The sequence below is a fragment of the Curtobacterium sp. ME12 genome (genome assembly GCF_903970855.1).
GTDB lineage: Bacteria > Actinomycetota > Actinomycetes > Actinomycetales > Microbacteriaceae > Curtobacterium > Curtobacterium poinsettiae_A.
Map to the genome: position 1 here is coordinate 18,027 of NZ_CAJCKD010000042.1, position 11,922 is coordinate 29,948.

The 11,922-nt window shown below is 72.9% G+C and carries 11 protein-coding genes; 8 read left to right on the plus strand and 3 right to left on the minus strand.

Features of this window, described 5'->3' with window-relative positions; all coding sequences use genetic code 11:
* Positions 1-96 precede the first annotated feature (96 nt).
* From H7A73_RS15940 to H7A73_RS15975, 8 genes are all read left to right on the plus strand, one after another.
* On the plus strand, positions 97-1,698 hold the full coding sequence (locus tag H7A73_RS15940) for an ABC transporter substrate-binding protein (protein WP_182066850.1): 1,602 nt from the start codon (positions 97-99) through the stop codon (positions 1,696-1,698).
* Positions 1,695-2,723 (plus strand): ABC transporter permease, encoded by a 1,029-nt coding sequence (locus H7A73_RS15945; protein ID WP_182066851.1) that lies wholly within the window; start codon positions 1,695-1,697, stop codon positions 2,721-2,723. The genes H7A73_RS15940 and H7A73_RS15945 overlap by 4 nt, the downstream gene beginning before the upstream one ends.
* Entirely contained in the window at positions 2,720-3,607 is an 888-nt protein-coding gene (locus H7A73_RS15950) for an ABC transporter permease (RefSeq protein ID WP_182066852.1), read from the plus strand. Before H7A73_RS15945 ends, H7A73_RS15950 begins: the two co-directional genes overlap by 4 nt.
* The gene (locus H7A73_RS15955) at positions 3,604-5,391 is read left to right on the plus strand and encodes an ABC transporter ATP-binding protein (protein ID WP_182066853.1); all 1,788 of its coding nucleotides are present in this window, start codon (positions 3,604-3,606) and stop codon (positions 5,389-5,391) included. The genes H7A73_RS15950 and H7A73_RS15955 overlap by 4 nt, the downstream gene beginning before the upstream one ends.
* Positions 5,388-7,469 carry a CocE/NonD family hydrolase gene (locus H7A73_RS15960; RefSeq protein WP_182066854.1) on the plus strand — a complete coding sequence of 694 codons (2,082 nt, stop codon included), beginning with the start codon at positions 5,388-5,390 and terminating at the stop codon, positions 7,467-7,469. Before H7A73_RS15955 ends, H7A73_RS15960 begins: the two co-directional genes overlap by 4 nt.
* Positions 7,466-8,110, plus strand: coding sequence for a TetR/AcrR family transcriptional regulator (locus tag H7A73_RS15965; RefSeq protein WP_182066855.1), 645 nt, complete (start codon positions 7,466-7,468; stop codon positions 8,108-8,110). Before H7A73_RS15960 ends, H7A73_RS15965 begins: the two co-directional genes overlap by 4 nt.
* 29 nt (positions 8,111-8,139) lie before the next feature.
* Positions 8,140-8,562 carry an SIP domain-containing protein gene (locus tag H7A73_RS15970; protein WP_071244660.1) on the plus strand — a complete coding sequence of 141 codons (423 nt, stop codon included), beginning with the start codon at positions 8,140-8,142 and terminating at the stop codon, positions 8,560-8,562.
* Between the two features lie 123 nt (positions 8,563-8,685).
* Positions 8,686-9,189, plus strand: coding sequence for a Dps family protein (locus H7A73_RS15975; RefSeq protein WP_071244661.1), 504 nt, complete (start codon positions 8,686-8,688; stop codon positions 9,187-9,189).
* Between the two features lie 115 nt (positions 9,190-9,304).
* Here the strand turns inward: H7A73_RS15975 and H7A73_RS15980 are convergent, their stop codons facing one another.
* The 3 genes from H7A73_RS15980 to rfaE2 form a co-directional block, all read right to left on the minus strand.
* Positions 9,305-9,976, minus strand: coding sequence for a DedA family protein (locus H7A73_RS15980; RefSeq protein ID WP_259362943.1), 672 nt, complete (start codon positions 9,974-9,976; stop codon positions 9,305-9,307).
* Positions 9,977-10,069: 93 nt separating this feature from the next.
* Positions 10,070-10,954 carry a glycosyltransferase family 2 protein gene (locus H7A73_RS15985; protein WP_182066856.1) on the minus strand — a complete coding sequence of 295 codons (885 nt, stop codon included), beginning with the start codon at positions 10,952-10,954 and terminating at the stop codon, positions 10,070-10,072.
* Positions 10,951-11,922, minus strand: a 972-nt coding sequence (gene rfaE2 / locus H7A73_RS15990; RefSeq protein WP_182066857.1) for a D-glycero-beta-D-manno-heptose 1-phosphate adenylyltransferase, incomplete at its 5' end; no start/stop codon positions are given. The genes H7A73_RS15985 and rfaE2, both read right to left, overlap by 4 nt.

Genomic DNA, 11,922 nt, shown 5'->3' on the forward strand with positions numbered 1-11,922 from the left:
GAGCGCGGTGGCGGTCCGCGCGTCGGGAGCGGGCTTGGGGGATCGGCCGCGGCCCTCTATCGTTCACCGGAACGATTACAGGAGGGGTCACCCCGAATGCAGCCCATCGTCCCCGAACCCCGGAGCGCCCACGGTCCGAGCCGTCGAGCGCTCATCACCGGCGCCGCCGGTCTCGCCGGCCTCGGCCTGCTCACGCTCGCCGGGTGCAGCTCCGGCGCGTCCGCCGGCACCCCCACGATCCCCGAGGCCGCGGCCACCGGCGTCGCACGTCGCGGCGGGCGCCTGCGCATCGCACGGCCCGCCGCGTCCGCCGCCGAGACCCTCGACTCCGCGAGCTCACTGTCGGCGTACGAGTACCTCGGCGCGCTGTACAACCGGCTCGTCAAGCTCGACCAGCAGGGCACCCCGGTGCCGGACCTGGCCGAGGAGTGGTCCGCCAACGCCGACGGCACCGAGTGGACCTTCGCGCTCCGCCGCGGCGTGGTCTTCCACGACGGGTCCCGATTCACCGCCGACGACGCCATCGCGAGCATCCGGCACATCCTCGACGAGAAGACCGGCAGCCCGCAGGCCGGGGTGCTCGGCGAGGTCATGGACGCCGACTCGATGCGCGCCGTCGACCCGTACACGCTGCGCTTCTCGCTGACGAAGCCGAACGCCGAGTTCCCGTCGCTGCTCACGGCCTACCAGTGCTACATCGTGCCGGCCGACGCCATCGGCGACATCGGCCGCACCGGGATCGGGACGGGGCCGTTCCGGTTGTCGTCGTTCACCCCTGCCGGTGCCGGCAGCGTCGAGGCGTTCCCGGACCACTTCGCCGGCCGCCCGGCGCTCGACGGCATCGACTTCTACTCGATCCAGGACACCACCGCGCGGGTGAACGCCCTGCTCGCCGGGCAGATCGACCTCATCTCGCAGACGAACCTGGACTTCGCCACGGCCCGGGTGGTGTCGGCGTCGGACCGCGCCACCGTCGCGAGGTCGAAGAACGCCCAGTGGTACACGATCCCGATGCTCGCCACGAGCGACGAGTTCAGCGACCCGCGGGTGCGTCAGGCGATGAAGCTCGCCTACGACCCCCGCAAGATCGTCGACACCGCACTGCAGGGCACCGGTTCGGCGGGCTGGGACAACCCCGTGCCGCCGCAGCTCGCCGCGTTCGTCGACGACCACCGCGAGTACGACCCGGACAAGGCCCGGGCGCTGCTCAAGCAGGCCGGGCGTGCGGACTTCCGCGCCGCGATCTACACGTCGAGCTACGAGTCGGTGTTCACCCCGATGGCCGTCGCCTACCGCGACGCCGTCGCCGACGCGGGGATCCGTCTGACCGTCCGCAACGCGAGCTCGGACTCGTACTACACGCAGATCTGGATGCAGAAGCCGCTCATGGTGAGCTACTGGTTCACGGGGCGGCCGATCGACCAGCTGCTCAACCAGATCTTCCGCTCGGGCTCGTCGTACAACGAGAGCGCGTGGTCGAACGAGACCTTCGACGGGCTGCTCGACGACGCCCGTGCCGAGATGGACGACGCCAAGCGGCTCACCCTGTACCAGGACGCCCAGCGGCTCGTCGTCGAGGACGGTGCCGACATGACGCCGATGTTCGGCGACCGGCTCGTGGGGTTGTCCCGCGACGTCGTGAACTACTCGGAGTACGGCTTCGAGTTCGACTACCTGCGGATCGGACTGCGCCGATGACGACCACGAACACACCGTCGGACGTCCTCGTCCCCGTCCTCCGCCGGGTCGGCATCGCCCTGCTGACCGTGGTGCTCGCCTCGCTCTTCGTGTTCCTCGCGGTGCAGGCGCTCCCCGGTGACGTCGCCCAGCAGCTGCTCGGGCAGAACGCCACCCCCGACGCCGTGAAGCAGCTCCGCGAGACCCTCGGTCTCGACCAGAACGTCTGGCTCCGTTACCTGCAGTGGCTCGGCGGCGCCGTGCACGGCGACTTCGGCACCTCGCTCGTCAGCGGCGAACCGGTCGCCCCGACGCTGTTCACGGCCTTCCGGAACAGCATGCTCATCGCCGTGCCCGCGATGCTCGTCGGCGTCACGGTGTCCCTGACGCTCGGGGTCGTCGCCGGTGTCCGCCGCGGCCGTCCGAGCGACAAGGTGATCTCGATCGTCAGCCTGGTCGTGATGAGCGTGCCGGAGTTCATGGTCGCCACCGTCCTGGTGCTGCTGTTCGCGATCGGCCTGCCGGTCTTCCCCGCCGTGGTGCTGCGGGGGAGCGACGCCGCCGTCGCCGAGCTGCTGCCCACCATCTGGCTGCCGATCATCGTGCTGACCCTCGCGATGGCCGCCTACATCGTGCGGACGGCCCGCTCGTCGACCATCGACGTGATGGCGTCGGAGTTCGTCACGACGGCCGAGCTCAAGGGCCTCACGATGCGCCGGGTGGTCTGGAAGCACGCGGTCCCGAGCGCCCTGCTCCCGACGCTGAACGTCGTCGCGCTCAACGTCGCGTGGCTGCTCGGCGGTGTCGTGGTGGTCGAGAACGTCTTCAACTACCCGGGGATGGGCAAGCTCATGCTCGAGTCGGTGTTCAACCGCGACCTGCCCACCATCGAGGCGATCGCCCTGCTGAGCGCCCTGATCTACGTCGTGTGCAACCTGGCAGCCGACCTCGTCGCGCTCGCACTCGACCCGAAGCTGCGGACCCGCCAGCGACGACCGCGCACACGCACCCGCAGCGCCCGCAGCACCAGGAAGGCCGCCGCATGACCGCCACCGCACCCCGCCGCCGCGTCGGAGGCGACGTGCTCGCCGGCGCGCTCGCACCGCTGCGCGGGTCGACGGCGCTGAGCATCGGCCTCGGCCTCATCGCCCTGCACGTGGTCCTCGCCCTGCTCGCGCCGGTCATCGCCGGGCACGACCCGGTCGCCACGAACGCCGGCGACGTGCTCGCCGGTCCGACGTGGACGCACTGGCTCGGCACCGACCAGTACGGCCGAGACGTGCTCTCCCGCACCCTGAACGGCGGCCGGTACGCGCTGTCCGTGACCTTCCTCGCCACGACGATCGCGGTCGCGGTCGGCACCGTGCTCGGCTGCGTCACGGCCTACGCCGACAACTGGTTCGACGAGGTCGTCATGCGCGTCGTCGACGCCCTGCTCAGCGTGCCGTCGATCCTCGCGCTCCTGGTCGTCGTGACGGTCTTCGACGCCGGCCTCTGGGTCATCGTCCTCGCCGTCACGGTCGTCTACGCCCCCGCGGTGACCCGGGTCGTCCGCGGCGCCGCCCGCACCGTGATCACGCAGGACTACGTCACCGCGGCCCGCGCCCGGGGCGAGCGGCCGCTGTCGATCGTGTTCCGCGAGATCCTGCCGAACGTGCTCGACGTCGTGCTCGTCGAGTACGCGATGCGGGCCTCGTGGATCGTGCTGCTCGTCGCGTCGCTGTCCTTCCTGGGCTTCGGCGCGAACCCACCGACCCCGGACTGGGGCCTGATGGTGCAGGAGAACCGCACCGCGCTCACCGTGGTGCCGCTCGGCACCCTCGCCCCGATCGTGGCGCTCGCCACGCTGGTGATCGGACTGAACCTCGCGGCCGACGGCCTGAGCAAGTCGCTCGGTGTCGACCGTGCGAAGCAGGGAGTCAGCGCATGACCCGCACCGACACCGGCACGGCGTCCGCCGCGACGACGACCGTGCCCGACGCGATCGTCCGTGTCGACGACCTGTCCATCTCGTACGCCGCCGGAAAGCGACGCGTCCCCGTCGTCCGGGGTGTCTCGTTCGCGATCGAGGCCGGTCGCACCCTCGGCCTGGTCGGGGAGTCCGGCAGCGGCAAGTCCACCGTCGCGCGGACACTGCTCGCACACCTACGGGCCGGGTCCGTGATCGACGGCGGGACGGTCCGCGTCGACGGCGCCGACGTCTTCGCCCTGTCGCCGGCCGGCCGCCGGGCACTCCGCGGCGGCACCGCCTCGGTCGTCGCCCAGAACGCCGGACAGGCACTCACCCCGTCGATGCGCGTCGGCGAGCAGATCCGCGAGGCCCTCCGCGCCCACGGCGAGCCCGACGGCCCCGAACGGGTCGCCGAGCTGGTCCGGCTGGTCCGGCTGCCGGACCCCGACGCGATCGTCCGCCGGTACCCGCACCAGCTGTCCGGCGGCCAGCAGCAGCGCATCGCCATCGCGATGGCCGTCGCCGCACGGCCGCGGGTGCTCGTCCTCGACGAACCGACCACCGCCCTCGACGTCGTCACCCAGGCCGCGGTCCTCGACCTGGTCGCCGACCTCGGTCGGCAGCTCGGCATGGCCGTCCTGCTCGTCAGCCACGACCTCGGGGTGGTGTCCGCGATGGCGGACGAGATCGCCGTGATGCGCGACGGCGAGGTCGTCGAGCACGCCGCCACGGCGGCGCTCTTCACCGCGCCGCGGCACGAGTACACGCGCGCCCTGCTGGCCGCGGTGCCGGACGGGCGACGGCCTGGAGGAACGCGAGTCGTGCCCGACGACGCGACCGTCCCCGGGACGCTCGGCTCCACGGCCACCCGCACCGCGCCTCCCGAGCGCGCCGCCCGCCCCGTGGTGACCGCGGACGACCTGGTGATCCGCTACGGCCGCGGCCTGCCGCCCGCCGTCGACGGCGTCTCGTTCTCGATCGCCGCGCACGAGACGCTCGCCGTCGTCGGCGAGTCGGGCAGCGGCAAGTCGACGCTCGCGACGGCGCTGGCCGGCCTGGTGCCGGCCGAGTCGGGGACGTTCACGTACGACGACGGCACGACCCGCGGCGACCTGCGCGAGCCGATCGCCGGACGCGCGCCCGACCTGCGGCGCGCCGTGCAGCTCGTGTTCCAGAACGCGGACACGTCGCTCAACCCGCGGCGCACCGTGGGTGCAGCCGTCGCGCGGCCGCTCCGGTTGTTCAGCGGCTCGTCCTCGCGCGAGCGCGTCGGGGCCCTGCTCACCCAGGTCGGGCTCGGCCCGGAGTTCGCCGACCGCCTGCCCGCGCAGCTGTCCGGTGGGCAGCGCCAGCGCGTCGGGATCGCGCGCGCACTCGCGGCCGAGCCGTCGCTCGTGATCGCCGACGAGATCACCACGGCGCTCGACGTGCAGGTGCAGGCGGGGATCCTCGCGCTGCTGGCCGACCTGCAGCGCGAACGGGGCCTCGCGTGCCTGTTCATCAGCCACGACCTCGCCGTGGTGCGGGGTGTGGCGGACCGGGTCGCGGTGATGACCGGTGGCCGGATCGTCGAGATCGGTCCGACCGAGCGGGTGTTCACCGGCCCGAACCACCCGTACACGGCGACGCTGCTCGCGGCGACGCTCGAACCCGGCAGCACGACCCTGCCCGAGGTCGGTGACGGGGTGCCGCGCTGGCGGCAGGCCGACGGCTGGACCGACCACGGCGACGGACACCGCACCCGCAACTGGGAGGACGCATGACGACCGACGACGGCACCGCCGCCACCTTCACCGCCATCGGCGACCCCGGCTCGCTGCCCGCCGGCGTCACGGTCCGCGACGAGTGGATCCCGATGCCCGACGGTGTGCGGCTGCACGCGCGGATCTGGGCGCCGTCGCAGTCGCCGACGCACCCGGGTGGCCCGAGCAGTGCGACGCCGGTGCTGCTCGAGTACCTGCCGTACCGGCTCGACGACTGGACCGCGCCGCGCGACTCGGAGCGGCACCCCTGGTACGCCCAGCACGGGTACGCCTCGGTGCGGGTCGACATCCGCGGCACCGGCTCGTCCGACGGGTTCTTCGACGACGAGTACAGCGAGCAGGAGCTGCTCGACGGCGAGGCCGTGATCGCCTGGCTCGCCGAGCAACCGTGGTCGACGGGCGCCGTCGGCATGTTCGGCATCTCGTGGGGCGGCTTCAACGCGCTGCAGCTCGCAGCCCGGGCACCCGCAGCCCTCAAGGCCATCGTGACGGTTTGCTCGACCGACGACCGGTACGACAACGACGTGCACTACGTCGGCGGCGCCGTGCTCGGCATCGACATGGCGGCCTGGGGCGCGACCATGTTCGCCTTCAACTCCCGGCCGCCCCGGCCCGAGGTCGTCGGCGACGGGTGGATCGACCGCTGGCGGGAACGCCTCGAGGCGAACCGCCCGATGACGCCGGTGTGGTTGGCGCACCAGGAGCGCGACGACTACTGGCGGCACGGCAGCGCGGCCGAGGACTACGACGGCATCCGCGCCGCGGTGCTCGCCGTCGGTGGCTGGGCGGACCCCTACCGGGACGCCGTGCTCCGGCTCGTCGACCACGTCAGCGCCCCCGTGAAGGGCATCGTCGGTCCGTGGTCGCACCAGTACCCGGACCGTGGCCTCGCGCCGGGGCCGTCGATCGGGTTCCTGCAGGAGACCCTGCGGTGGTGGGACCGCTGGCTGCTCGGGGTGAACACCGGCGTCGAGGACGACCCCGCACTGCGGGCCTGGATCAACGAGGGCGAGACCCCCGCGCCGTACTACGCCGACCGCCGCGGTCGCTGGATCGGTGCCGAGGCGTGGCCCTCCGCCGCGACCCACGAGCGCGTCCTGCCCCTCGCCGCACTGCGGGGCGGCGACCTCGGGCCGGTCGTCGTACGGTCGCCGCAGCACACCGGGATGGACGCCGGTCGGTTCTTCCCGTTCGGCAACGCCACCGACCTGCCGCCGGACCAGCGCGCCGAGGACGGCCGGTCGGTCACCTTCGACCTGCCGGTCGGCAAGGCGTTCGACCTGCTCGGCAACGTGCTCGTGCGGTTGTCCGTCACGAGCGACCAGCCCCGGGCCACCCTGACCGTCCGGCTCTGCGACGTCGCTCCGGACGGCTCGTCGACGCTCGTCACGCGCGGGGTGCTGAACGCCGCGAAGCGCGACGGCATGGACCGCGACGACGTGCTCGTGCCCGGGACGCCCGCCGACCTGCCCGTGCGCCTGGTCTCGACCGGACACCGGTTCGCCGCCGGACACCGGCTCCGCATCGCGGTCTCCTCGTCCTACTGGCCGTGGGTGTGGCCGCACGGCGTCGACGCCACCGTGACGATCGACCCGACCGCCTCGAGCGTCACCCTGCCCACCTGGACCCGGTCCACCGACGACGGGGTGGTCTTCGCCGAGCCCGAACGGTCCGAGCCCCTCGTGATCGAGCGCGTCGCGCCGGCCGAACCGCTGCCGCAGCGCACGGTGACGCACGACGTCGAGACGGGGGAGTGGACGCTCGACGTCGACCCCGGGTACGGCGGCGGGCGCGTCTACCCGGACGGCCTGGTGTTCACCGAGGACGCCCGTGAGACGTACCGGATCCGGTCCGACGACCCGACCAGCGCACGGGCGAGTTCCCACTGGGCGATCGGGCTGACGAAGCCGGAGTGGGCCGCGCGCCTCGAGACGACGTCCGAGGTCACCGCCGACGCCGACACCTTCCACGTCGTCAACACCGTGCGCGCCTGGGCCCGCGACGGCGGACCGGACGAACCCGAGGTGCTCGTCACCGAGCGGACCTTCGTCGACGACGTCCCACGGACGTCGGCGTGACCGCGTCGGCGAGGGTCCGGCAGCGGCCGGAGGTCCGACGCGCGATGATCGTCGAGGCCGCCCGCGCGGTGATCGTGCGGAACGGCGTCGGCGCCACCGGGCTGCGCGACATCGCGGCTGAGGCCGGCGTCTCCGTCGGCACCGTGACGTACCACTTCGGCAGCGTCGCGGAGATCCTGAACGAGGTCGTGGTGCTCGAGACGGAGCGCTTCTACGGCGCCATCGTCGCTGCCGTCGACGCCGAACCCGACGTGCTGGTGGGGCTGCGGATGCTCGTCGCCCCGCTGTTCGGTGACACCGAGCAGGTCCGGCAGCACTGGCGGATCTGGTCCGACTACTGGACCGCGGTGGTCCGGCGGCCCGAGGTGGCCGCCGAGTACGCCGAACGCATTCGCGTCTGGGAGGCGTGCCTGGTGCGTGTCATCCGACGCGGGGTGGAGGCCGGGGTGTTCGTCGACGTCGACGCAGACACCGTCGCACTGCAGCTCGCCGCGTACAGCGACGGCGTCGCGACCCAGATCGCCCAGGGCGTCCCGGGGCTCACGAACACGGTCGCGCTGTCGTGGATGTGGCGGTTCCTGTCGCACGAACTCGGTGTGCCCGCTGTGGACATCGCCGGAACCGGTCGTTCCCCCTTGTGATGAGGTAAGGCTTGCCTTACCGTTGCCACATGGCACGGACCCGGCGACAGCCCAGCGAACGCATCCTCATCGCGGGCGGTGCCGAGGACCTCGTCGAGATCCACCGCCAGCTCGAGGAACTCCCCGAGAACGCGTACGGGCAGGTCTTCGTCGAGGTCGCCCTCGACGAGCAGATCCGCATCCTGCCGGCTCCGCCGCGCGTCACCGTCACCTGGCTGGTCCGGAGCGCCCGCAGCTCGGCAGTCGCCCCGCTGGTCTTCGCCGACCACGGCGAAGCACTCGCACATGCCCTGACCGGGTGGGCAGCCGAGTGGTGCGTCACGGGCTGCGAGCCCCGCACCTCGGTGTGGATCGGCTGCGCGGACAGCCCGTGGATCGAGCGCGCACGGTCCATGGTGCAGCTCGAGCTCACCGACGCCGGCCAGCAGGTCCAGGTCGAGTACGGCGGGTAAGGGCAGCCTGCTCTTCCTTGCGGCATGCAAGAGAGGCGGGCATGGTTGTGACCATCGGCAGCACCCGACAGGTCAGGACAGGGCCAGGCACGCGGGTGCAGCCACGACGGAGGAGGAAACGACATGACCACGCAGAGCAGCACCACCACCCCCAGCACCACGTCCCCGTTCTCGACCACGCCGGAGCTCGCAGCCGGGGTCGCCCAGTTCCTCGCCCCCGTCGTCATCGACCTCGAGGCGCTCGTCGTCAACGGCAAGCAGGCCCACTGGCACGTCCGTGGCCGCAACTTCGTCGGCGTGCACGAGCTCCTCGACGAGATCGTCGAGCACGCGCAGGACTACGCGGACAAGGCTGCGGAGCGCATCGTCGCCCTCGGCCTGCCGGTCGACTCGCGCATCGCGACCGTCGCCGCGAACACCACCCTGCCGCCGCTGTCGCAGGGCTTCCAGAACTCGGACGTCACCATCACCGAGGTGATCGCCCAGATCGACGCCGCGCTGCTGCAGGTCCGCCGTGCGGTCGACGGCCTCGACGAGGTCGACCTCAACAGCCAGGACGTCGCGATCGAGATCGAGCGCGCGCTGACCAAGGACCGCTGGTTCCTGCAGGCGCACCTCGCCGCCTGAGTCGCGACCACCCGCTGACGGGAGGCCCGGTGCCAGCTGGCACCGGGCCTCCCGTCCGTCTGCGGTCACGTCTCGGGCCCGTGAGACGCCGTCGTGTCGCTGCGACGCCGCTTCGTCACCGAGACGCCGCCGCACCCGGCGGGGTCTCGGGATCACGACGGCGTGTTGCGGGGACGATCGCGGGGCGGGCGTCGCGCCTGCGGCTGATGGTACCGAGCACCCGGTCGACCGCGATCCCGAGCCCGGCGGCGACCACCATCGACACCAGGGCGGCGACGATCGGTTCGTGCAGCACGCTCGACGCGGCCAGGGCGATCCCGATCGACACCGCCGACCACGCCAGCCCCGCGATCGCGCTGATCGCCAGGAACCGGCGGTAGGACAGCCGGGTCGCGCCGGCGGTCGTGTTGACGGCGACCCGGCCGACCGGGATGAAGCGCCCGGTCAGGATGAGGCTGGCGGAGCGGCGCTGCATCTGCCGCTCGGCGAACGCGAAGGCCGCCGCGATCCGTGGTCGCTTCGACCGGGCCAGGCGAGCGAACCCGATCCGGCGCCCGATCCAGTACGCGATCGAGTCGCCGGCGATCGCTCCGAGGGCGGCGGCGACGAGCACCACGGCGAGCACGGGCTGTCCAGACGTCGCGGCGATGGCGGCGATCGCGACGAGGGCGGCCTCGCTCGGCACCGGCGGGAAGAAGCCGTCCACCAGGCACAGGGCGAAGAGGACGACGTAGACGAGCGGACTCGCGGCCAGCTCGACGACGAGCGGGGTGATCTGGTCGAACACGGGGTGCTCCCTCCCGGCGACGGAACTCGTCGACGGGGACGACGCTACGGATCCGGCGCGCCGCAGCCATCCCGCGGTGGTCTCGACCACCCCCTACCGCGGTATGACGTTCCCGTCCGCGAAGACCACGTCGGGTGCGTCCACACGGCGGTCGACGACGGTGGTCGGGGCCTCCAGGTGCACGGCACCCGAGGGCATGATGCCCGCACCGCCGAACCGTTCCATCACCCGCCACTGCGCGACGACGTCCTCGCCGGCGTGCTCGGGCGGCAGGGTGTCCCAGAACCGGAAGCCCCCGACCTCCTCGAGCGCACGCCGGTCGTACAGCGCGCAGGCGCCGACCCACGCGACGCGGTAGGGCACCCACTCGCCGGGGTGCAGGTCGAGGTCGGCGGCGACGTGCGTCGGGTTCGCGGCGTTGTGCAGCGACCAGCGGTCGAAACCGGGGGTGCCGCGGCGCACCACCTCGGGCACGACGGGGCCGTCCCACCGTTCGAACACCGCGGTCTCGTGGGGGCGGCGGTCCTGCAGGTACGACAGGCCCTGCACGGCGCTGCCGACGAACCCGCAGCCCAGTGTGCGCAGCGCGTCGAGCATCCGCGCGATCGACCCCGGCTCGAGCCAGACGTCGTCGTCGAGGAACAGCACCGCGGCGGCCTCGGCGTGGTCGAGCAGGAACTGCCGGTGCTCCGCCAGGCCACGCCGTTCCGGGTGGGTGAGGAGCGTGACGGATCGGCCCTGGACCTCCAGGACGCGGAGCATGGCGGCGACCGCCGGCGCGCCGGCGGCGTCTCCGTCCGCGGACTGGTCGCTCAGCACGACGCGCAGGTCGACGTCGGTCTGGGCGGCGAGGCCGGCGAGCGTCGTGGCGAGCTCGGCCGGCCGGCCGACGGTCGGGATGAGCACGTCGACGTCGACCGTGCTCGTGTCCGCTGGATCGGGGGCCTTCGCCCAGGACCCGGACCAGCGGGCGGTCACGGTGCCGGGTCCGGTTCGGGCCGCGCAGCGGCTTCGCGGATCCGGCGCACGACGGCGCTGGTGGAGTGCTCGGGCACGTAGTCGACCATGACGACCTCGCCGCCGTAGCCGCGCACGACCTCGGTCTCGGTCAGCATCTCGGGGGAGTAGTCGCCGCCCTTGACGTAGACCTCGGGCCGCAGCCGCTCGATGAGCGGGATGGGGGTGTCCGTCGCGAACACCGTGACCAGGTCGACGCAGGCCAGCGCGGCGAGCACGCCGGCGCGGTCCTCGGCCGGGTTGATCGGCCGCTCCGGGCCCTTCAGGCGGCGCACCGAGTCGTCGTCGTTCAACGCGACGACGAGCAGGTCGCCCAGGTCACGGGCCTGCCGCAGGTACGTGGTGTGCCCGCGGTGCACGACGTCGAAGCAGCCGTTCGTGAAGACGACGCGTCGGCCCGCCCGGCGTGCGGCCTCGACCGCGGTGGCGAGCTCGTCGTGGTCCACGACGGTCGCGGCCGGCGCGGTCACCGATTCGAGCAGGGCCGTGGCGGTGCAGACGGACGTGCCGGCCTCGCGGACGACGACGTCGGCCGCGGCCTGGGCGACCGCCACGGCGTCGCGCAGGGGCGCCTGCACGGCGAGGGCGACGGTCGCGGCGGCGCAGAACGTGTCGCCGGCGCCGGAGGCCTGCTGCTCCGAGGCGGGGGTGGCCCGCGTGCGGAACCCCTGGTCGGACCCTGGCTCGAGCAGGACCGTGCCGTCGCGGTCGAGCGTGACCACCGCGGCACGGGCACCACTGCGGGCGAGCACGTCGGCACGGGCGGCGACGACGGTGCCGACGCGGTCGGCACCCGTTCCGAGCTCCGTGTCGAGCAGCGCGGCGGTCTCCCCGGCGTTCGGCGTGACGAGGTCGGGGTGCAGCGCGGCCCAGCGGGTCAGGTCGTGGGCGTCGACCACGACGGCGCCGGGACGGTCACGGTCGAGCAC

What these genes read in the sequence shown, in the direction of transcription:
- H7A73_RS15970 (WP_071244660.1), top strand. Translation starts at nt 8,140, where the DNA reads ATGGCACGGACCCGGCGACAGCCCAGCGAACGCATCCTCATCGCGGGC.
- H7A73_RS15975 (WP_071244661.1), top strand. Translation starts at nt 8,686, where the DNA reads ATGACCACGCAGAGCAGCACCACCACCCCCAGCACCACGTCCCCGTTC.
- H7A73_RS15950 (WP_182066852.1), top strand. Translation starts at nt 2,720, where the DNA reads ATGACCGCCACCGCACCCCGCCGCCGCGTCGGAGGCGACGTGCTCGCC.
- H7A73_RS15960 (WP_182066854.1), top strand. Translation starts at nt 5,388, where the DNA reads ATGACGACCGACGACGGCACCGCCGCCACCTTCACCGCCATCGGCGAC.
- H7A73_RS15940 (WP_182066850.1), top strand. Translation starts at nt 97, where the DNA reads ATGCAGCCCATCGTCCCCGAACCCCGGAGCGCCCACGGTCCGAGCCGT.
- H7A73_RS15955 (WP_182066853.1), top strand. Translation starts at nt 3,604, where the DNA reads ATGACCCGCACCGACACCGGCACGGCGTCCGCCGCGACGACGACCGTG.
- H7A73_RS15945 (WP_182066851.1), top strand. Translation starts at nt 1,695, where the DNA reads ATGACGACCACGAACACACCGTCGGACGTCCTCGTCCCCGTCCTCCGC.